16 protein-coding genes are annotated in these 20,847 nt (G+C 54.5%); 14 read left to right on the forward strand and 2 right to left on the reverse strand.

Features of this window, described 5'->3' with window-relative positions:
• Positions 1-37: 37 nt before the first annotated feature.
• The 3 genes from hemF to uriH are packed head-to-tail and all read left to right on the forward strand — an operon-like array spanning position 38 to position 2,461.
• Positions 38-1,033: an oxygen-dependent coproporphyrinogen oxidase gene (gene hemF, locus J1779_RS20070; protein ID WP_217204598.1), complete on the forward strand. Its 996-nt coding sequence runs from the start codon at positions 38-40 to the stop codon at positions 1,031-1,033.
• Positions 1,017-1,466, forward strand: coding sequence for a YaiI/YqxD family protein (locus J1779_RS20075; RefSeq protein WP_217204599.1), 450 nt, complete (start codon positions 1,017-1,019; stop codon positions 1,464-1,466). The genes hemF and J1779_RS20075 overlap by 17 nt, the downstream gene beginning before the upstream one ends.
• Before the next feature lie 47 nt (positions 1,467-1,513).
• The gene (uriH, locus tag J1779_RS20080; protein WP_056781151.1) at positions 1,514-2,461 is read left to right on the forward strand and encodes a uridine-preferring nucleoside hydrolase UriH; all 948 of its coding nucleotides are present in this window, start codon (positions 1,514-1,516) and stop codon (positions 2,459-2,461) included.
• Between the two features lie 59 nt (positions 2,462-2,520).
• On the opposite strand, the gene maeB is transcribed toward uriH, so the two are convergent.
• Positions 2,521-4,800 carry an NADP-dependent oxaloacetate-decarboxylating malate dehydrogenase gene (gene maeB, locus J1779_RS20085; protein ID WP_217204600.1) on the reverse strand — a complete coding sequence of 760 codons (2,280 nt, stop codon included), beginning with the start codon at positions 4,798-4,800 and terminating at the stop codon, positions 2,521-2,523.
• A gap of 381 nt (positions 4,801-5,181) precedes the next feature.
• Between maeB and tal the strand changes: the two genes are divergently transcribed.
• The 3 genes from tal (at position 5,182) to yegD (ending at position 9,683) form a co-directional block, all read left to right on the forward strand.
• Positions 5,182-6,132 (forward strand): transaldolase, encoded by a 951-nt coding sequence (tal, locus tag J1779_RS20090; RefSeq protein WP_217204601.1) that lies wholly within the window; start codon positions 5,182-5,184, stop codon positions 6,130-6,132.
• A 62-nt stretch (positions 6,133-6,194) separates the two neighbouring features.
• The gene (tkt, locus tag J1779_RS20095; RefSeq protein ID WP_056781162.1) at positions 6,195-8,189 is read left to right on the forward strand and encodes a transketolase; all 1,995 of its coding nucleotides are present in this window, start codon (positions 6,195-6,197) and stop codon (positions 8,187-8,189) included.
• Between the two features lie 141 nt (positions 8,190-8,330).
• Positions 8,331-9,683 (forward strand): molecular chaperone, encoded by a 1,353-nt coding sequence (yegD, locus tag J1779_RS20100; protein WP_136374775.1) that lies wholly within the window; start codon positions 8,331-8,333, stop codon positions 9,681-9,683.
• A 72-nt stretch (positions 9,684-9,755) separates the two neighbouring features.
• Here the strand turns inward: yegD and J1779_RS20105 are convergent, their stop codons facing one another.
• Positions 9,756-10,709, reverse strand: coding sequence for an aldo/keto reductase (locus tag J1779_RS20105; RefSeq protein WP_217204602.1), 954 nt, complete (start codon positions 10,707-10,709; stop codon positions 9,756-9,758).
• A 263-nt stretch (positions 10,710-10,972) separates the two neighbouring features.
• On the opposite strand from J1779_RS20105, the gene mdtD reads away from it, so the two are divergent.
• From mdtD to yiaK, 8 genes are all read left to right on the forward strand, one after another.
• Entirely contained in the window at positions 10,973-12,445 is a 1,473-nt protein-coding gene (mdtD, locus tag J1779_RS20110; protein WP_217204603.1) for a multidrug transporter subunit MdtD, read from the forward strand.
• Positions 12,442-13,827, forward strand: a complete 1,386-nt coding sequence (gene baeS, locus J1779_RS20115; RefSeq protein WP_217204604.1) for an envelope stress sensor histidine kinase BaeS — start codon at positions 12,442-12,444, stop codon at positions 13,825-13,827. Before mdtD ends, baeS begins: the two co-directional genes overlap by 4 nt.
• Positions 13,827-14,546, forward strand: a complete 720-nt coding sequence (baeR, locus tag J1779_RS20120) for an envelope stress response regulator BaeR (protein ID WP_056781176.1) — start codon at positions 13,827-13,829, stop codon at positions 14,544-14,546. Before baeS ends, baeR begins: the two co-directional genes overlap by 1 nt.
• A gap of 156 nt (positions 14,547-14,702) precedes the next feature.
• Positions 14,703-15,050 carry a YegP family protein gene (locus tag J1779_RS20125; protein ID WP_122097438.1) on the forward strand — a complete coding sequence of 116 codons (348 nt, stop codon included), beginning with the start codon at positions 14,703-14,705 and terminating at the stop codon, positions 15,048-15,050.
• A gap of 186 nt (positions 15,051-15,236) precedes the next feature.
• Positions 15,237-16,622: a prephenate-dependent tRNA uridine(34) hydroxylase TrhP gene (trhP, locus tag J1779_RS20130; protein WP_122097437.1), complete on the forward strand. Its 1,386-nt coding sequence runs from the start codon at positions 15,237-15,239 to the stop codon at positions 16,620-16,622.
• Between the two features lie 369 nt (positions 16,623-16,991).
• Positions 16,992-17,879: a lipid kinase YegS gene (gene yegS / locus J1779_RS20135; RefSeq protein ID WP_122097436.1), complete on the forward strand. Its 888-nt coding sequence runs from the start codon at positions 16,992-16,994 to the stop codon at positions 17,877-17,879.
• 248 nt (positions 17,880-18,127) lie between these two features.
• On the forward strand, positions 18,128-19,690 hold the full coding sequence (locus tag J1779_RS20140; protein ID WP_217204605.1) for an MFS transporter: 1,563 nt from the start codon (positions 18,128-18,130) through the stop codon (positions 19,688-19,690).
• Positions 19,677-20,690, forward strand: a complete 1,014-nt coding sequence (yiaK, locus tag J1779_RS20145; RefSeq protein WP_217204606.1) for a 3-dehydro-L-gulonate 2-dehydrogenase — start codon at positions 19,677-19,679, stop codon at positions 20,688-20,690. The genes J1779_RS20140 and yiaK overlap by 14 nt, the downstream gene beginning before the upstream one ends.
• Positions 20,691-20,847 lie beyond the last annotated feature (157 nt).

Here is a 20,847-nt window from a genome sequence, read left to right on the forward strand (position 1 = left end):
TCCACTTTTCTCTCATTCAGCGCCCGCAAGGCGCTGAATGTCTTTTCAGTCAACGTCTGCGAGTTTGCCTGTGAGCCAATCGATTCCCGACATTCAGCAAGTTAAAACCTTCCTGCTTTCACTGCAGGAGCACATCACTCAGCAACTGGCTGCCGCCGACGGTCAGGGCCAGTTCGCCGAAGATCAGTGGGTGCGCGAAGAAGGCGGCGGCGGTCAGAGCCGGGTGTTAACGAATGGCGCCGTCTTCGAACAGGCTGGCGTTAATTTTTCCCACGTGTCCGGCGCCATGCTCCCCGCTTCCGCCACCGCGCACCGCCCCGAGCTCGCAGGGCGCAGCTTTCAGGCAATGGGCGTTTCTCTGGTGATTCATCCGCTGAATCCTTATGTCCCCACCAGCCACGCGAACGTGCGTTTCTTCATTGCCGAAAAAGCCGGTGAAGCCCCGGTATGGTGGTTCGGCGGCGGGTTTGACCTCACCCCTTATTACGGATTTGAAGAAGACGCCCGCCACTGGCATCTCACGGCGCAACAGCTGTGCCAGCCATTTGGTGACGACGTCTATCCGAAATACAAAAAATGGTGCGACGACTACTTCTTTATTAAACACCGCAATGAGGCGCGCGGCATCGGCGGCCTGTTCTTTGACGACCTCAATACCCCGGATTTCGCCACCAGCTTTGACTTTATGCAGGCTGTGGGCAACGGTTTCACCGACGCTTATCTGCCCATTGTTGAAAAGCGCAAATTGCTGCCGTGGGGCGAACGTGAGCGCCAGTTCCAGCTCTATCGCCGTGGCCGCTATGTCGAATTCAATCTGGTGTGGGATCGCGGAACGCTGTTTGGCCTGCAAACCGGTGGCCGTACGGAGTCGATTCTGATGTCAATGCCGCCGCTGGTCCGCTGGGAATACGGCTATCAGCCTGAAGCCGGCAGCCCGGAAGCGGCGCTGTACAGTGATTTCCTGCCGCCACGCGACTGGCTGAATCTGCACGCTGATCTTACGGGGAGCGACACTGATGCAAATCTGGGTTGATGCCGATGCCTGTCCGAATGTCATCAAGGACGTCCTGTTCCGTGCCGCCGAACGAACCGGCATGATGGTGACGTTAGTGGCTAACCAAATCATCCGCACGCCGCCGTCAAAATTCCTGCGCACCCTGCGCGTTGAGGCGGGCTTTGACGTGGCGGATAACGAAATTGTGAAGCGCACTGAGCAGGGAGATTTAGTGATTACCGCCGACATCCCGCTGGCAGCTGAAGTGATCGAAAAAGGCGGCGTGGCGCTCAACCCGCGCGGCGAGCGCTACACCACCGAAACCATTAAAGAGCGCCTGAATATGCGTGATTTTATGGACACCATGCGCGCCAGCGGCGTGCAAACCGGCGGGCCGCCCGCGCTAAATCAGCGCGACCGCCAGCAATTCGCCAATGAACTGGATAAGTGGCTGCAACAAGCTAAAAAATAATCCGGTCAGGCAAAACGATGTATCCCTACACTTTAAAGGAATAAAACATGGTCAAAAAGATCATCCTGGATTGCGATCCGGGGCATGACGATGCCATCGCCATGCTGCTGGCACACGGTAATCCGGAAATCGAACTGCTGGCAGTCACCACCGTAGTCGGTAACCAGACGCTGGAAAAAGTCACCCGTAACGCCCTTGCCGTGGCGCGGGTGATTAACCTGACCGGCGTGCCCTTTGCCGCAGGTGCCACTCGTCCGCTGGTGCGTCAGGTGGAAATCGCCGACGAAATCCACGGCGATTCTGGTCTGGATGGCCCGGTATTGCCGGAAGCGGCCATCACACTGGAACCCGTTCACGCCATCGATCTGATCATTGATTTGATCATGTCGCATCCGCCAAAAACCATCACGCTGGTGCCCACCGGCGGCCTGACCAACATCGCCATGGCGGTGCGTAAAGAACCGCGCATTGCTGAACGCGTCAAAGAAGTCGTGCTGATGGGCGGCGGTTATCATGTCGGTAACTGGAGCGCCGTCGCGGAGTTCAACATCAAAATCGACCCGGAAGCCGCGCATATCGTCTTCAACGAGAAATGGCCGCTGACCATGGTCGGTCTGGATCTCACTCATCAGGCGCTGGCAACACCGGAAGTCGCGGCGCGTATCGCCGCCGTCGGCACGCAACCGGCAAAATTTGTGGGCGAGCTGCTCGATTTCTTCGGATTAAGTTACAAAGATCGTCAGGGGTTTGATTCCCCGCCGGTTCATGACCCCTGCGCCGTCGCTTACGTCATTGATCCGAACGTAATGACCGTACGCAAAGTGCCGGTGGATATCGAACTGACCGGCACATTGACGCTTGGCATGACCGTGGCTGATTTCCGCGCCCCGCCGCCGCCGGACTGCCATACACAAGTGGCGGTAAAATTGGATCATCAGCGTTTCTGGGATCTGATCGTCGATGCGCTCGAACGCATCGGCGAAGTCAAATACTGAGGCCGCAAGCAGACGTAACGGGCATCCTGCTGATCCCCGTTTTCGTCAGGATCCCCGCGTTATAAAGGTTCGGTTTGCGCCTCTACCACGGCCAGCGCCACCATATTCACAATACGGCGTACCGAGGCAATGGGCGTGAGAATGTGCACCGGTTTTGATACCCCCATCAGCACCGGCCCGACGGTCACCCCTTCCGAACTGGACACCCGCAACAGGTTGTAGCTGATGCGGGCTGATTCCATATTCGGCATGATCAAAATATTGGCCGCCCCTTTCAGCGGGCTGTCCGGCATGATGTCCTGGCGAATGCTTTCAACCAGCGCAGCGTCACCGTGCATCTCACCATCGATTTCGAGATCCGGCTCGCGCGCGTTTACCAGCTCCAGCGTCCTGCGCATTTTAAGCGCCGCCGGGCTGTCCGACGTGCCGAAACTGGAATGGGATAACAGCGCCACTTTCGGCTCGATACCAAAACGCCGCACCGTTTCTGCCGCCATCAGGGTAATTTCCGCCAGCTGTTCAGCGGTCGGGTCATCATTGACATAGGTATCCGCAATAAAGGTATTGCCGCTCGGCAACAGCAAGGCATTCATTGCTCCGGCCACGTGAGTGCCTTCGCGAAAACCAAACACCTTTTCCACGATATCGTAATGCTCATGGTAGGTACCGACCGTGCCGCAAATCATCGCATCGGCTTCACCGCGCAGCAGCATAATCGCCGCGATAAGCGTCGGATTGCCGATCACCGCGCGCCGGGCCTGTTCCTGCGAGACGCCGCGTCGTTTCATGCGGTCATAGTATTCACGCCAGTACTCGTTAAAGCGCGGATCGGATTCGTTATTGACCACTTCGAAATCTTTGCCCGCTTCGAGTTGCAGACCGAGTTTCTTGATGCGCATTTCAATCACGCTCGGTCGCCCGACCAGAATCGGTTTCGCCAGCCCGAGAGTGATCAGTTCCTGCGTGGCCTGCAAAACACGCTCCTCTTCACCTTCGGCCATCACCACCCGCTTCGCCTCTTTTTTGGCCTGCGAGAAAATCGGTTTCATAAACAAATTGGTTTTATAAACGAACTCCGACAGCTTCTCGACGTAGGCATCGAAATCCAGAATAGGCCGCGTGGCAACGCCAGAATCCATCGCCGCCTTAGCCACCGCCGGGGCAATTTTCACGATCAATCGCGGATCAAAAGGCTTAGGAATGATGTAGTCAGGGCCAAACGACAGCTCCTCTTCACCGTAGGCCGAAGCCACCACATCGCTTTGCTCGGCCATTGCCAGATCGGCGATCGCATGGACACAGGCCAGCTTCATTTCTTCATTGATGGTGGTTGCGCCAACGTCCAGCGCCCCGCGAAAAATAAACGGGAAACACAGAACATTGTTCACCTGATTAGGGTAGTCAGACCGGCCGGTGCAGATAATGGCATCAGGGCGGACGGCCTTTGCCAGCGGCGGCAGAATCTCCGGTTCCGGGTTAGCGAGCGCCAGGATCAGCGGATCTTTTGCCATGGTTTTCACCATGTCCTGCGTCAGCACACCAGGCCCGGAACAACCGAGGAAAATATCCGCTTGCGGGATAGCGTCCGCCAGCGTGCGCTGGCCGTTGTCTTCGATGGCATACACCGCTTTGGTTTCAGCCATGTTCTCTTCACGGCCTTGATAAATCACGCCGCGGGAATCACAGGCCGTAATGTTGTGGCGCTTCAGCCCCAGCGCCACCAGTAAATTCAGACAGGCAATAGCCGAGGCTCCCGCCCCCGACACCACCAGCCGTACATCTGAAATATTTTTCCCGACCACGCGCAAACCATTCAGAACAGCGGCGGTACAGATGATCGCGGTACCATGCTGATCGTCGTGGAACACCGGAATATTCATGCGCTCACGCAGTTTTTTCTCGATGTAAAAACACTCCGGCGCTTTGATATCTTCAAGATTGATGCCGCCAAACGTAGGCTCCAGCGCGGCAATGACGTCGATTAACCGGTCGGGATCCAACTCATCCACTTCGATATCAAACACATCAATACCGGCGAATTTTTTAAATAATACGCCCTTGCCTTCCATCACAGGTTTACCCGCCAGCGCACCAATATTGCCGAGGCCGAGCACCGCCGTGCCGTTTGAAATCACGGCCACCAGATTTCCCTTGGCCGTGTATTTGTATGCCGTCAGCGGATCTTTTTGAATTTCGAGACAAGGCGCGGCCACGCCCGGCGAGTACGCCAGCGCCAGATCCCGCTGTGTGGCGAGCGGTTTTGTCGGGGAAACCTGAATCTTTCCGGGCACCGGAAATTCGTGGAAATCGAGCGCACTTTGCTTGAGTTGTTCGTCCATCGTAGGGTCCTTTTCTGTTTCTTATTTTTTTCAGGGGTACAGAGCAAGGGAAGCCGCAACATCCGGTTTTCCCGCACAACAGTATAGATAACCTGCCACGACACAGGCCGAAGCACGACCAAAAGTTGTGCGTTACATTGATTACTTTTCGTTCGCGGAAGACGTCTCGCAAAATTCAACTAAGCTTAAGGTTCCCCCTTGCGCAACTCAGGTTGAAAGCTCAGCCTTGCGTAGGCTTTTGCTTTTTCATTGCTCTGACCCATTACAACAATCAGAAAAAGCGTATTCATATTGTTAACAGAATGATGCAGGGTAGACCCCCTGTGAAAAAGAGTCGCACGACCTGTTGCTGTATCGTTTTTTAGCTAAGGAGATGTAGAGATGAACCAGTTAGACGCCCTCAAAAAGCTAACTACCGTGGTTGCCGACAGCGGTGACATTGAATCTATCCGTCATTTCGAACCGCAGGATGCCACCACCAATCCATCCTTAATCCTGAAAGCCGCCGACCTCCCGCAGTATCAGAATTTGATCAAAGACGCGGTGGACTACGCCCGCAAACAAGGTGGCAGCAAAGAAGATCAGGTGATAAACGCCACGGACAAACTGGCGGTCAATATCGGTGTCGAAATCCTCAAAAGCGTGCCCGGTCGCATCTCGACAGAAGTGGATGCGCGTATGTCTTTTGACAGCGAAAAATGCCTCGCGAAAGCCCGCAAACTCATCGGCTTATATCAGGAACAGGGGATCGATAAATCCCGTATTCTGATCAAACTGGCCTCTACGTGGGAAGGCATCAAAGCCGCCGAAGAACTGGAAAAAGAAGGCATCAACTGTAACCTGACGCTGCTGTTCTCCTTTGCTCAGGCACGCGCCTGCGCCGAAGCCAATGTCTACCTGATTTCCCCGTTCGTTGGCCGCATTTATGACTGGTACAAAGCCAAAGATCCTGACGCCACCTATGACGTAGAAAAAGATCCGGGCGTGAAATCTGTCCGTGAGATCTACACCTACTACAAATCACACGGCTACGAGACGGTGATCATGGGGGCCAGCTTCCGTAAAGTTGAACAGATTCTGGCACTGGCGGGCTGCGACCGCCTGACCATTTCACCGGCCCTGCTGGAAGAGCTGAAAGCCAGCGAGGCACCGGTGGAACGTAAGCTGCAAGCGTCATCACAGGGCAGCAAACAGCCTGCACCGCTGACTCAGGCAGAATTCCTCTGGGAGCATCATCAGGACGCCATGGCGGTTGAGAAACTGGCTGAAGGTATCCGCCTGTTCGCCGTCGATCAGCAGAAACTCGAAGACATGCTTTCTGCTCAACTGTAATTCCACTCACTGTTATTTCAATGGCCGTTGACCTGTTCAGCGGCCATTCACCGGAGAAAAATATGCCTTCTCGTAGAGAACTCGCGAACGCTATCCGTGCGTTAAGCATGGATGCGGTGCAGAAAGCCAATTCCGGCCACCCAGGCGCTCCCATGGGGATGGCGGATATCGCCGAAGTGTTGTGGCGCGATTACATGAATCACAACCCGACCAACCCGCACTGGGCAGACCGCGATCGCTTCGTGCTGTCCAACGGTCACGGCTCCATGCTGATATACAGCCTGCTGCACCTCACCGGTTATGATCTGCCGATGAAAGAGCTGGAGAATTTCCGCCAGCTGCACTCCAAAACACCGGGCCACCCGGAATATGGCTATACGCCGGGCGTTGAAACGACCACCGGCCCGTTGGGTCAGGGCATCGCCAATGCCGTGGGTTTTGCGATTGCAGAACGCACGCTGGCCGCACAGTTCAACCGTGAAAACCACGACATCGTTAACCATCACACTTATGCCTTTATGGGCGATGGTTGCATGATGGAAGGGATTTCCCACGAAGCCTGCTCGCTGGCTGGCACCATGAAACTCGGTAAACTGACCGCGTTTTATGATGACAACGGCATTTCTATCGACGGCCATGTTGAAGGCTGGTTCACCGATGACACGGCCAAACGGTTCGAAGCCTACGGCTGGCACGTGATCCGTGGTGTCGATGGTCAGAATGCTGACGCCATCAAAGCGGCCATCGAAGAATCCCACAAAGTGACCGACAGACCTTCCCTGTTACTGTGCAAAACAGTCATCGGTTTTGGTTCACCGAATAAAGCCGGTACGCACGATGCACACGGTGCAGCGCTGGGTGTGGATGAAGTGGCTGCCACCCGTAAAGCGCTGGGCTGGAACTACCCTGCCTTTGAAATTCCGCAGGATATTTATGCTGCCTGGGATGCCAAAGAAGCGGGTAAAGCGAAAGAAAAAGCCTGGGATGAAAAGTTCGCCGCCTATGCCAGTGCCTACCCTGATCTGGCGAAAGAATTCAAACGTCGTGTGAACGGTGAGTTGCCTGAAAACTGGGAAGCTGACGCACAGAAATTCATTGAAGGTTTGCAGGCCGCCCCGGCCAATATTGCCAGCCGTAAAGCTTCACAAAATACGCTGGAAGCCTTCGGTAAAATCTTGCCTGAATTCCTCGGCGGCTCCGCTGACCTTGCCCCAAGCAACCTGACCATGTGGTCCGGCTCGAAATCCCTGGGCGATGATCTGGCCGGTAACTACATTCACTATGGCGTACGTGAGTTCGGCATGACGGCAATCTCCAACGGCATCGCGCTGCACGGCGGTTTCCTGCCTTATTCAGCCACTTTCCTGATGTTCGTTGAGTACGCCCGTAATGCGGTACGAATGGCGTCGCTGATGAAGATCCGCAACGTATTCGTTTACACCCATGACTCCATCGGTCTGGGCGAAGACGGCCCGACGCACCAGCCGGTCGAGCAAATGGCCAGCCTGCGCGTCACCCCCAACATGAGTCTGTGGCGTCCGGCCGATCAGGTCGAGTCGGCGATTGCGTGGAAATATGCCATCGAGCGTAACGACGGCCCGGCTGCGCTGATTTTCTCCCGTCAGAACTTGACCCAGCAACCGCGTACACCGGAGCAACTGGCTAACGTGGCGCGCGGCGGTTATGTGCTGAAAGATTGCCAGGGCACACCTGACGTCATCCTGATTGCCACCGGCTCTGAAGTGGGTATCACGGTTGAAGCCGCAGACAAGCTGGCCGCAGCAGGTACGAAAGTGCGCGTGGTTTCCATGCCGTCCACTGACGTGTATGACAAACAGGACACGGCATACCGCGAATCGGTGCTGCCAAAAGAAGTCACGGCACGCCTGGCGGTTGAAGCGGGTATTGCGGATTACTGGTACAAATACGTCGGCCTTAATGGCGGCGTGGTTGGCATGACCAGCTTCGGCGAATCAGCCCCTGCTGAACAGTTGTTCAAAGAGTTCGGCTTTACGGTCGATAACGTTGTCGCGAAAGCCCAGGCGTTACTGAAATAAAATCAGGCCGTTTTTATTCCCTCTCCGTGAAAAGAGAGGGAATAATTCATACTAAAAATCTCAAAACATGTCCCCTTCCTGCTTGATGAAAGTCGCCCGCTCCGGTAAAGTCCCGCCCCTTCTTTGGCATGGGGAACAGTAATGTTTATTGGATTTGACTACGGTACAGCGAATTGCTCCGTTGCGGTGATGCGCGACAATAACGCCCACCTGCTGGCGTTAGAAAATAACGATCCTTATTTACCCTCCATGCTGTGTGCACCATCGCGTGAAGCGGTCAGCGAATGGCTGAACCGTCACGGACAGGTGCCGACAGGCAGTGATGAAAATCTGGCGCTGCTGCGCCGCAGTGTCAGTTTTAACCGTGAGGAAGATATTCCGGTTAACGCCAACAGCGTTCACTTTGGTTTGCAGGCGCTGGCGACGTATATGGAAGATCCGGAAGAGGTATATTTTGTCCGCTCTCCGAAATCCTTCCTTGGCGCAAACGGCCTGAAACCACAGCAAATTGCACTGTTCGAAGATCTGGTCTGCGCCATGATGTTCCACATCAAGCGTCAGGCAGAATCTGTCCTGCAAGAGACGATTCATCAGACCGTCATTGGCCGGCCAATTAACTTCCAGGGCATGGGCGGCGATGACGCAAACCGTCAGGCGCAGGGTATTTTGCAACGCGCCGCAGAACGTGCCGGTTTCCGTGATATCGCTTTCCAGTTTGAGCCGGTCGCTGCCGGTCTGGATTTTGAAGCCACGCTGACTGAAGAGAAAACGGTGCTGGTCGTCGATATCGGCGGCGGAACCACGGACTGCTCGGTGTTGCTGATGGGCCCGCAATGGCGTGATAAAGCAGAACGCCAGAACAGCCTGCTCGGCCACAGCGGTTGCCGCGTTGGCGGTAACGATCTGGATATCATGACAGCGTTCAAACAACTGACGCCTCAGTTTGGCATGGGCAGCGAAACCCAAAAAGGCACGGCGATCCCTGCGCTGCCTTACTGGAATGCGGTAGCGACAAATGATGTCCCGGCGCAGCTGGATTTTTACAGCGTCGCCAATGGCCGCATGTTGCGTGATTTGATCCGTGACGCCGCGCAGCCGGAGCTGATTAAGCGCCTGCTGAAAGTCCAGCAACAGCGCCTGAGCTATCGTCTGGTGCGTGCGGCGGAAGAGAGCAAGATAGCGCTTTCACAACGCGAGAACGTCACGGCCGCCATGGACTTCATCGAATCCGGTCTGGCAGAAACCATCAGCCAGCAGCAACTGAGCGAAGCCATTGCACAGCCGCTGGAGCGCATTCAGGAACAGGTCAATCTCGCGCTGGCAAGCAGCGAAATAAAACCGGACGTGATTTATCTGACCGGTGGCAGTGCGCGTTCTCCGCTTCTGCGCGCGGCATTGCAGGCGCAGTTGCCGGGTATTCCGCTGGTGGGTGGCAATGATTTCGGCTCGGTGACCGCCGGTCTGGCTCGCTGGGCACAAACGCTGTTCCGTTAATCGCTGAACGCCGGATGTAAAAAAACCGCCTGAGACATCCGGGCGGTTTTTTTTATTTCTGAGACGGCAAATTTACCAGGCGCTGGCGTCGTTCAGCGTCTGAATATCTGCATCATCCAGTTTCAGCGTTGCGGCCTGCGCCAGTTCGTTCAGCTGCTGCAAGGATGTCGCGCTGACGATCGGAGAAGTGATGGAGGGGCGGGCAATCTGCCATGCCAGCGCGACCTGGCCAGGCTGCGCACCGTGCTTTTCAGCGACCTGATCCAGCCCCCGTAGCACCTTCAGACCGCGTTCATCGAGATAACGCGCAATCACACTCTCACCGCGCAGACTTTTACTGGCGTCAGCCTGAGTGCGATATTTCCCGGTCAGGAAGCCGGCGGCCAGCCCGTAAAAGTTAATGACGCCCAGACCGTTGTCCGTCACGACCTTTTCCAGCGCTTCTTCATACACTTTGCGGTCATACAGGTTGTACAAGGGTTGCAGCGTTTCATACCGCGCCAGACCGTTCTCCTTGCTGACTTTCAGCGCCTCAGCCAGACGCGGCGCGCTGTAGTTCGACGCGCCAACGGCACGGACTTTACCTTCTTTAATCAGCGCATCAAACGCGGCCATGGTTTCAGCCAGCGGCGTATCGGCATCATCATCATGCGACTGGTAGAGATCGATATAGTCCGTTTGCAGCCGTCTGAGCGAAGCTTCCACCGCGTCTTTAATGTAGCGGGGAGACAGGCCCACTTTGCCTTCTCCCATGGGTTTACCGACTTTAGTCGCCAGAACGATCTGATCGCGTTTACCGGTTTTCTTCAGCCAGTTACCGATGATCGTTTCGGACTCGCCGCCCTGATTGCCCTCGACCCAGGCGGAATAGACGTCGGCGGTGTCGATAAAGTTCAGGTTGTGATCCAGTAAGGCATCGAGCAGGCTGAAAGAGGCCGTCTGATCGACCGTCCAGCCAAACACGTTGCCACCAAAAGTCAGTAGCGGTACCTGGATACCTGAACGGCCTAATTCTCTTTTACTCATCACTCACTCCTCTAAACGGTCAGGGTAGATTTTCTTCGCGTGCGAACGATTTGTGATTCAGGGTTTACCTTAGCATTCTGATATAAAATGGGTGGCTGAAAGTCCGACCTTTTTGTCATAAGTCATGTCCAAATCGTTGGGAGAAATGAGGGGGACTCTCCTTAATTCCTCCATTTTCTGCCGGAGCAATCTGGCTACACTGTAGGTCTGGCCTGATGACCCTCTGCAAGCCGCGACAATGATTGTGCTGATGCGATAACCCGATGAAATCTGAAAACACTGACACCGTACTGCCCTCCGCCCCCCTGCCGCCCTCTGTGCGCTGGCAGTTGTGGATCGTCGCCTTTGGCTTCTTCATGCAGGCACTCGATACCACCATCGTTAACACCGCGCTGCCGTCGATGGCCCACAGCCTGGGTGAAAACCCATTGCACATGCACTCGGTGGTGGTCGCGTATGTCCTGACCGTGGCCGTGATGCTGCCCGCCAGTGGTTGGCTGGCAGACAAAGTCGGCGTTAAGTGGGTTTTCTTTTCGGCCATCGTCCTGTTCACCTTAGGTTCGCTGCTGTGTGCACAGTCCGACAGCCTGCGCGAACTGGTGATGTCCCGCGTGGTGCAGGGCGTTGGCGGCGCGATGATGGTGCCGGTGGGCAGACTGACAGTGTTAAAAATCGTGCCGCGCAGTGAATATATGGCAGCCATGACCATGGTGACGCTGCCGGGTCAGGTCGGCCCTCTGCTCGGCCCGGCGCTGGGCGGCTTTCTGGTGCAGTACGCCAGCTGGCACTGGATATTTTTGATTAACCTGCCGGTGGGCATCGCCGGTTGTATCGCAACACTCATGATCATGCCGAACTACAAAATGCAGACCCGCCGCTTTGATATCAGCGGGTTTGTGATGCTCGCCGTGTGCATGGCCACCCTGACGCTGGCGCTTGACGGCAGCCGTGGCCTAGGGCTGACCCCGCCGGAACTGCTGCTGCTGACCTTCGTCGGCTTTGGCGCGCTGGGCATTTACTGGCTGCACGCCCGCGGTAATTTATCCGCCCTGTTTTCCCTGCGCCTTTTCCATACGCCGACCTTTAAAATCGGCCTGACCGGCAGTTTTCTTGGCCGCATCGGCAGCGGGATGCTGCCGTTTATGACCCCCGTTTTTCTGCAACTCGGCATGGGCTTCACGCCGTTTCATGCCGGGCTGATGATGATCCCGATGGTGCTCGGCAGTATGGGCATGAAACGGGTGGTCGTCCGGCTGGTGAATCAGCTCGGCTACCGTCATGCGCTGGTCATCGCCACCCTGCTGCTGGCGCTGATTACGCTTATCTTCCCGCTTGTGGCGATTTACGGCGCGGTGTGGATGATTCCCGTGGTGCTGTTTTTCCAGGGAATGGTGAACTCACTGCGCTTCTCGTCAATGAACACGCTGACGCTGAAAGATCTGCCGCCGCGCCTTGCCAGCAGCGGTAACAGTTTGCTGTCTATGATCATGCAACTGTCAATGAGCCTCGGCGTCAGCGTCGCGGGGATACTCATCGGCCTGTTTGCTCATCAGCAGGTCAGCGTCGGCAGCAGCGCAATGCACACCGCATTTTTGTATTGCTACATGTCGATGGCGCTGGTGATTGCCCTGCCCGCCTGGGTCTTCTCACGCGTGCCGCTGGATGCGCAGAAAAATGCCCTTATTGACCGTCGTCGCGCTGCGGCCGGTTCTCCCGATCCAATGAGAAAATCATGAAACCAGGTATCACCGCAAAACTGTTCATGGCCATCTTCTGCACCTGTGCGCTGGTGCTTATTACCATGAACTGGGGCGTGCGAATGAGCTTCGAGCGCGGCTTTATCGATTACATTCGTCAGAGCAACGAACAGCGCGTCGAGTTGCTGGCAGACACTTTACAGGAGCAGTACCGGCAGCACGGCAACTGGGAGTTTCTGGAAAAAAATGACCGGCTGATTTATCAGCTCATGCGCTCATTTGAACAAAACAGCAGCCCGAAAATGCCGCCACAGGGGTGGCGCACTAAATTCTGGATCCTCGACAGTAACGATCGTCGCATCGGCGGTTACGATCAGCCGGTTCCGCATGATCTGCAGGGGCCGCGCCGCGTAATGACCGTCAACGGCGTGGTGATAGGTTCGGTGATTTCTACCCCGGCTGAACGCCTGACCCGTGATGCCGATATTAACTTCGAGCGCCAGCAAAGCCGCACCAGCTGGATGATTGTCGCGTTTACCGCCTTGCTGGCTGCTGCCGTGACCTGGCTTTTATCCCGTGGAATGCTCGCGCCGGTAAAACGGCTGGTCAACGGCACTCATCAGCTTGCGGCGGGGAATTTCAGCACCCGGGTGGAAGTCGACAGCGAGGATGAGCTGGGCAAACTGGCGCAGGATTTCAACCAGCTGGCGATGACGCTGGAAAAAAATGAACAGATGCGGCGGGCATTTATGGCTGATATATCCCACGAACTGCGCACCCCGCTGGCGGTGCTGCGCGGCGAGCTGGAAGCCATGCAGGACGGCGTGCGTAAAATGACCCTCGGCTCGCTGGAGTCGCTGCAATCCGAGGTGTCGATCCTGACCAAACTGGTGGATGATTTGCATCAGCTTTCCCTTTCTGATGCCGGCGCACTGGCTTATCGCAAAGTCGATACCGATGTCGTGCATCTGGTCCAGCTGGCAGAAGCCGGTTCGCGCGATCGTTTCCACAGCAAACAGTTAACCCTAACCAGCACGCTGCCGGAGCACGCCGAGGTGTTCGGCGATCCGCAGCGTCTTTCTCAGCTTTTCAATAATCTGCTGGAAAACAGCCTGCGCTATACTGACCCTAATGGTGGGCTGGAAATCCTGGGTGAAATCCGTGAGAAATCGCTGTGTCTGACCTTTCAGGACAGCGCCCCCGGCATCAGCGATGAACAGCTGACGCGCATTTTTGAACGCTTTTACCGCACCGAAGGCTCGCGCAATCGCGCCAGCGGTGGCTCAGGTTTAGGCCTGGCGATCTGCCAGAATATCGTCGAAGCACACGGCGGGCAGATAAGCGCCAGCCACTCTCCCGCAGGCGGCGTGCGTGTCACGGTCGTCCTGCCGCTTTCTGTTCCACATGGACCGAGAAACTGATGAACGATTCTGTAATGTCCGGCCCTGCGCCGTTAAAAATTATGATCGTGGAAGATGAGCCGAAACTCGCTCAGTTGCTGATCGACTATCTCGAGGCCGCAGGTTACGCCACGCAGTGGCTGGCGGACGGCCACGATGTGATCGCCCAGGTCAAAGCCCATCCACCCGCGCTGATTTTGCTGGATCTGATGTTGCCGGGCAGCAGTGGTCTGTCTATCTGCCGCGATATTCGCCAGTTTTCTGACGTGCCCGTCATGATGGTCACGGCAAAAACCGAGGAAATTGACCGCCTGCTGGGGCTGGAAATTGGCGCAGATGATTATATCTGCAAGCCTTACAGCCCGCGTGAAGTGGTGGCGCGTGTAAAAGTGATCCTGCGACGCTGCGTGCGGCCTGAAGAAACGTTCACGAAAAGCCACGGACTGCACATTGATGAGGCGCGTTTTCAGGCGTCATTTCAGGGGCATGAACTGGAGCTGACACCGGCGGAGTTCCGGCTGCTGAAGACGCTTTCGGTGAAACCGGGCTACGTGTTTACCCGCGAAGTGCTGCTGAATAATCTCTACGATGATTATCGCGTGGTGACGGACCGCACCATCGACAGTCACATCAAAAATCTCCGGCGTAAGCTGGAATCCCTTGATGGGGAGAAAGCCTTTATCCGCGCGGTTTACGGCGTCGGTTATCGCTGGGAAGCGGAGCCCTGCCACCTCGCCTGATGCACTCCGGGCCGGCATTTCAGTTTTGTAAAGTTACTGAAAGTCTGTCGGCCGGTTCACATTTCATGCCATAACTTCCTCTTATTGCCGCGAAACATTCTTCTTTAACTACACTTATCTCAGGAAAATAACCCCCTCTTGCTGGAGATAACCTTTATGGCAACTGGTCACTATGATCTGAAAAAAGCGAAGAATGGACAGTTTCACTTTAACCTGAAGGCCGGGAACGGAGAGATTATTCTCACCAGTGAAATGTATGCCAGTAAAGCATCGGCGGAAAACGGCATCACCTCGGTACAAAACAATGCCCCGCACGAAGAGCAGTACGAAGTGAAACCGTCAAAAGACGGTCAGTTTTACTTCGTACTGAAAGCCAAAAACCATCAGGTGATTGGCGTGAGCGAAATGTACACGACCGAAAGTGCAGCAAAAAAAGGCGTGCAGTCGGTGGTTAAAAACGGGAGCACCACGGATATCCGTGATCTGACCCAGCAAACTGCCTGATCGCTCTTTTCCTGAGGTTGTCACGTTCCTGCGGCAACCTCAGTCGCCAAAAATTGATCTGACCCCGTAAAACCCCAAATACCCACACTAACCGGCTGCTTTTGATCAACTCAGACGTTACAATTCTGGCCTTTCGTCGCCCCGCATTCGGGACGGCCCTGACTTGTGATCAGACTGAGATTGACTATGTTGACCCCCGATTCTTTTGTTCCTGAACTGCTTTCCCCTGCCGGTTCCCTCAAAAACATGCGCTACGCTTTCGCCTATGGCGCAGATGCGGTCTATGCCGGACAACCGCGCTACAGCCTGCGCGTGCGTAATAACGAATTTAACCATCAGAATCTGCAAACCGGCATCGATGAAGCCCATGCGCTGGGTAAAAAATTCTACGTGGTGGTCAACATCGCCCCGCACAATGCCAAGCTGAAAACCTTCCTGCGTGACCTGCAACCGGTGATCGACATGGGGCCGGACGCGCTGATCATGTCAGATCCGGGGCTGATCATGATGGTGCGCGAAGCCTTCCCGCAGATGGATATTCATCTCTCGGTGCAGGCTAACGCGGTGAACTGGGCGACGGTGAAGTTCTGGAAGCAAATGGGGCTGACGCGGGTCATTTTATCGCGTGAACTGTCACTGGAAGAAATCGCTGAAATCCGCACCCAGGTGCCGGACATGGAAATCGAAATTTTCGTTCACGGCGCGCTGTGTATGGCGTATTCCGGCCGCTGCCTGCTTTCCGGTTACATCAACAAACGCGACCCGAATCAGGGAACCTGCACCAACGCCTGCCGCTGGGAATATAAGGTTCAGGAAGGCAAAGAGAACGATATCGGCAGTATCGTGCATCAGCATGAACCGATCCCGGTACAGCAGGTGGATGCAGTGGAACCGACGCTGGGCGTCGGCCAGCCAACGGACAAAGTCTTCATGCTGGAAGAAGCGATGCGTCCTGGCGAATACATGAGTGCGTTCGAAGATGAACACGGCACCTACATCATGAACTCAAAAGATCTGCGCGCCATTCAGCACGTTGAAACCCTGACCCGGATGGGCGTGCATTCTCTGAAAATCGAAGGCCGCACCAAATCTTTCTATTATTGTGCCCGCACCGCGCAGGTTTACCGCCGCGCCATTGATGACGCCGTCGCCGGAAAACCCTTCGACCCGACCCTGCTCTCTACGCTGGAAGGCCTGGCGCATCGCGGCTATACCGAAGGTTTTCTGCGCCGCCATACGCACGACGCACAGCAAAACTATGAATACGGTTTCTCGGTCAGCGACCGTCAGCAATTCGTCGGTGAATTCACCGGCAACCGCGTCGATGGCTGGGCGGAAATCGATGTGAAGAATAAATTCAGCGTCGGTGACAGCGTGGAAATGATGACGCCGCAGGGCAACATCCAGTTCAAACTGGAGGCCCTGCGCAACAAAAAAGGCCAGCCGACCGACGTGGCGCCAGGCAACGGGCACATTGTGTATGCAGCGCTGCCGGAGGATGTCAGCCTGGAATTCGCTATCTTGTTGCGCAATCTGGAAGAAACCGATACGCGCAATCCGCACGCGAAATAAGGCTTTTGTTGAAAACAAGAAACTGATCACATCTATTTCTTGCCGGGCTGGATAATATGCATTCGCAATTTACTTCGAATGCAAAATAAAGCACCGGACTACACTAGGAACCACCTCCTTGGCCAGCTCAATCTCCCTTGAGCTGGCTTTTCTTTTGGTAATCAATCCCCTTTGAATGTTCGCCGTCCTGTCTCATTATTTTTTCTTTCCTTTCTATTAATAAATAAAATTGACGCCTAAATAATAGCTTTAATAAATATATATAATTTCAACCATTTCATTTATGAATGAGGTTTTCGATCATTTATCTGATAGCCAAGTATGCGCTTAATCATTTATGGTAGTTATAGAAAGAAACGAGGAGCATACATGACCACAGCACTGTTGATTTTGAATGGAAAAGGCGCAGGCAATGAAGAGCTGCGTGAGGCCGTCGGTGCTCTGCGCAAAGAAGGGATCGAACTGTTTGTCCGCGTAACCTGGGAATACGGCGACGCCCTTCGTTATGTCGCAGAAGCTGTCGCCCTTGGGTGTGACACGGTGATCGCGGGTGGCGGCGATGGCACCATCAACGAAGTCGCCGGCGCACTGGCGCAACTTGAAGGCCCGCGTCCGATCCTGGGCATTGTGCCACTCGGCACTGCCAATGATTTTGCGACCGCTTGTAATATTCCGCTGGCGCCTGAACAGGCATTATTGCTGGCGATCAAAGGCCGTGCAGAAGCCATCGATCTGGCTCAGGTGAATGATAAACATTTCTTCATCAATATGGCGACGGGCGGTTTTGGTACGCGTATCACCACCGAAACGCCGGAAAAACTCAAAGCGGCACTCGGCGGCGTCTCGTACTTCATTCACGGACTTTTACGTCTGGATACGCTGAAGGCTGACCGCTGCGAGATCAAAGGCCCGGATTTCAGCTGGGAAGGCGACGCCCTGGTCATCGGCATTGGTAATGGCCGTCAGGCCGGTGGCGGCCAGCAGATTTGCCCGGAAGCGCTGATCAATGATGGCCTGCTGCAACTGCGTCTGCTGACGTCAGAAGAACTTCTGCCGTCTTTCCTTCGCAGCCTGCTCAACAACGAAGAAAACAAAAATATCGTCTCCGCCCATCTGCCGTGGCTGGAAATCACTGCCCCCCATGACATGACCTTCAATCTGGATGGCGAACCGCTGACCGGGAAACATTTTCGCATTGAAGTTCTGCCCGAAGTCATCGAGTGCCGGTTGCCACCCCATTGCGAGTTGCTGGGCTAACCTCTCCCCTCCTGTCATTTGTTCATTCTCTGTACTGTGATCTGCCTTACAGTACAGAGGAAATCCATCCCTGTTTTTGTGATCCCTCCTGTTAAATCCCGATAAATATACTTGTATGGTAGCTGTGCATTACCTAGGTTTACATTGCCTATGCCGCTGAAGGTCCACGGATGAAGTTCTGCGGGCATTATTATTCGTGTCTTTTCATGACTTTTATTTATCTCAATTTTATTGGATACAGAGGCATCATGATTAATCATCATAAAGAAAGACCGATATCGCTTAAAAATATGCTGGCGTACGGCGGAGGTGATTTCTTCGGCGGCGGATGTTTTGCGGTATTGGGTTTGTGGATAATGTTTTTCTATACCACTTATGCCGGATTAAGCCCCGCAGAGGCGGGAGCCGTTATTGCGACGGCACGTCTGCTGGACGCTTTTTTTGATCCACTGATGGGATATGTCACTGATAATTTCTACCGTAACCCGCTGGGTAAAAAATACGGACGCCGGGGATTCTTCTTCTTATTCGGCGCGCCGTTAATTATGGTGACTTACATTATTATGTGGGTCAGCGGTATGGGGTTCTGGTATTACCTGGTCACGTATATTTTATTCTATGCTGCCTATACGCTGGCCATTGTGCCGTATGAAACGCTGGCAGCAGAAATGACCTCCAGCTTTAAAATGCGCACAAAACTCACCGGCGTCAGAATGTTCTTTTCTACCGGCGCGGCAATATTAGCGGCATGGTTACCGGGGCGGATTATTGCGTATCTCGGAGATGACTCTTCTTCCTCTTTTCTGATTATGGGTGCCATTTTTGGCGTGCTGTTTGCCGTGGTGATCCTGCTGTTGTACTTCTACACCTGGGAGCGCCCTATCCCTGTGGATGTTTCTGCGCCTAAACTCTCTTTTCGACGGGACATGAAACACCTGTTTAAATCCCTGGTTTCCACCATGAAAGTGCGGACTTTCCGCCAGCATGTGGGCATGTATCTGGGGGGCTATGTCGCGCTCGACGTGCTCGGTGCAGTGCTCGCTTATTACATCATTTTTGTTCTCGGGCAGAATGCAGTGTCAGCCTCCAACGCCATGACATTAATGACGCTGGTACAGTTTGTGTGTGTCGCGCTGTTTATTTTTCTCTGTATGAAATGGGGAAATGGCGCATCGTACAGAATTGCTCAACTGTTTATGTTAGCCAGTGTCGGCTTATTCATCGCCATTCATCTTCTGCAATTGCCTTATAATATGGCGCTGATTTATGTGTCCGTTATCCTCATGGGCGTCGGGCGTTCCGGCACCAGTTATGTTTGCTGGAATATCTACAGCTTTATTCCTGATGTGGATGAAATGCTCACGGGTAAACGTCGCGAAGGTATATTCGCCGGAGTAATGACCTTCGTGCGCAAAGCCGTTCAGGCAGTGGCGTTATTCAGCGTCGGGCTGTTATTACAGCATTATGGATTTACCCCAAAAAGCAGTACTCAACCTGCCGAAGCTGTTTATGGTATTACGTTGGTGTTCGGTGCCGGTTCGGTTATTTTCCTGCTGATCGGTTTATACAGTTCAATGAAATTCAAACTTACCCGCCATAATCATGCCTTGCTGGTTAATGAAATCGAGCGCCTGAAAGCCGGTGGCAGTAAATATGACGTCACGCCTGAAACCCGTTTAATCGCCGAACAACTGACCGGCTGGCCTTACGAAAAATGCTGGGGTGATAATAATATTCTTAGTCAGACCGACATAATGTCTTCCCCGACTTCCCCTGAACTCTCAACCGGAGCCGACCATGCAAAGAATTGAATTCAGCCTGATGCAACAGACAATCCAGCGCGCCCTGCTCAATGCCGGGCTGGATGATGAAAGTGCGCGGGTTTGCGCCCGTATCCATACCGAATCCAGCTGCGATGGCATTGCCTCACACGGCCTGAACCGGGTGGCGCGCTTTGTGGATTATGTCAAAAAGGGCTGGATTGATATTCATGCCAAACCGGAACTTGAAAAATCACTGGGGGCCATCGCTATTTACAACGGACATCAGGGGATCGGCATCACCAACGCCCTGTTCGCCGTCGAAAAAGCCGCAGAGATGGCAAAGGAATACGGCGTCGGCATTGTGGCGCTGAAAAACAGCACCCACTGGATGCGCGGCGGAAGTTATGGCTGGCACGCAGCCGAACATGGCATGGCCGCGATATGCTGGACGAATACTGAATCCTGCATGCCTGCCTGGGGCGGTAAAAATACCCGTGTCGGCAACAACCCGTTCGTGATGGCGGTGCCCCGCGCCAAAGGCCCGATCGTGCTGGATATGGCGATGTCACAGTATTCCTACGGCAAATTACAGGTTACCCGGCTGAAAAACGAAAAACTGCCTTTCCCCGGCGGCTACGATAAAGAGGGAAATCTTACCGACGATCCGGGCCCGATCGAAGCCTCAATGCGTATTTTACCCACCGGTTACTGGAAAGGTTCCGGTCTGGCGATTGTGCTGGATGCCATGGCCGCACTGTTGTCAGCCGGAGCCCCCACCAATGAGATCGACAAAATAGGCAAAGGCAGCTGCACCGGCGCCAGTCAGATCTTCATGGTGTTCGATCCGCAACAACTCGGTGGCGCTGAGTTCACCGAACGCATGGCCGACAGCGTGGCAGATTATGTGAATGGATCCGATCCCGCCGAAAACAGTCGCGATGTGCGGTATCCGGGGCAAACGGCGGCATCAAACCGCCGTGAAAACCTCAGCCAGGGGATCCCGGTGGATGATGCGGTATGGGAGGAAGTGATGCGGCTGGCGCAATAAAAACACCCGAAGCCTCCCACCGCGGAGGCTTTTTTATTGGCACCCGCAGCCGGTTTCCCGCCTCTCGTCATATTCACTTTTCCGCAACAAAGTGTGATCCTCCCCGGCAAAAAACGATAAACATACTTGTATGGTAGTTGTCATGTGGCGTATTTAT

It is taken from the genome of Rahnella rivi (assembly GCF_019049655.1).
Taxonomy (GTDB): Bacteria; Pseudomonadota; Gammaproteobacteria; order Enterobacterales; family Enterobacteriaceae; genus Rahnella; species Rahnella rivi.

Bases quoted from the DNA above. Each gene is read 5' to 3' on its own strand.
- hemF (WP_217204598.1), top strand. From the start codon at position 38: ATGTCTTTTCAGTCAACGTCTGCGAGTTTGCCTGTGAGCCAATCGATT.
- J1779_RS20075 (WP_217204599.1), top strand. From the start codon at position 1,017: ATGCAAATCTGGGTTGATGCCGATGCCTGTCCGAATGTCATCAAGGAC.
- uriH (WP_056781151.1), top strand. From the start codon at position 1,514: ATGGTCAAAAAGATCATCCTGGATTGCGATCCGGGGCATGACGATGCC.
- maeB (WP_217204600.1), bottom strand. From the start codon at position 4,800: ATGGACGAACAACTCAAGCAAAGTGCGCTCGATTTCCACGAATTTCCG.
- tal (WP_217204601.1), top strand. From the start codon at position 5,182: ATGAACCAGTTAGACGCCCTCAAAAAGCTAACTACCGTGGTTGCCGAC.
- tkt (WP_056781162.1), top strand. From the start codon at position 6,195: ATGCCTTCTCGTAGAGAACTCGCGAACGCTATCCGTGCGTTAAGCATG.
- yegD (WP_136374775.1), top strand. From the start codon at position 8,331: ATGTTTATTGGATTTGACTACGGTACAGCGAATTGCTCCGTTGCGGTG.
- J1779_RS20105 (WP_217204602.1), bottom strand. From the start codon at position 10,709: ATGAGTAAAAGAGAATTAGGCCGTTCAGGTATCCAGGTACCGCTACTG.
- mdtD (WP_217204603.1), top strand. From the start codon at position 10,973: ATGAAATCTGAAAACACTGACACCGTACTGCCCTCCGCCCCCCTGCCG.
- baeS (WP_217204604.1), top strand. From the start codon at position 12,442: ATGAAACCAGGTATCACCGCAAAACTGTTCATGGCCATCTTCTGCACC.
- baeR (WP_056781176.1), top strand. From the start codon at position 13,827: ATGAACGATTCTGTAATGTCCGGCCCTGCGCCGTTAAAAATTATGATC.
- J1779_RS20125 (WP_122097438.1), top strand. From the start codon at position 14,703: ATGGCAACTGGTCACTATGATCTGAAAAAAGCGAAGAATGGACAGTTT.
- trhP (WP_122097437.1), top strand. From the start codon at position 15,237: ATGTTGACCCCCGATTCTTTTGTTCCTGAACTGCTTTCCCCTGCCGGT.
- yegS (WP_122097436.1), top strand. From the start codon at position 16,992: ATGACCACAGCACTGTTGATTTTGAATGGAAAAGGCGCAGGCAATGAA.
- J1779_RS20140 (WP_217204605.1), top strand. From the start codon at position 18,128: ATGATTAATCATCATAAAGAAAGACCGATATCGCTTAAAAATATGCTG.
- yiaK (WP_217204606.1), top strand. From the start codon at position 19,677: ATGCAAAGAATTGAATTCAGCCTGATGCAACAGACAATCCAGCGCGCC.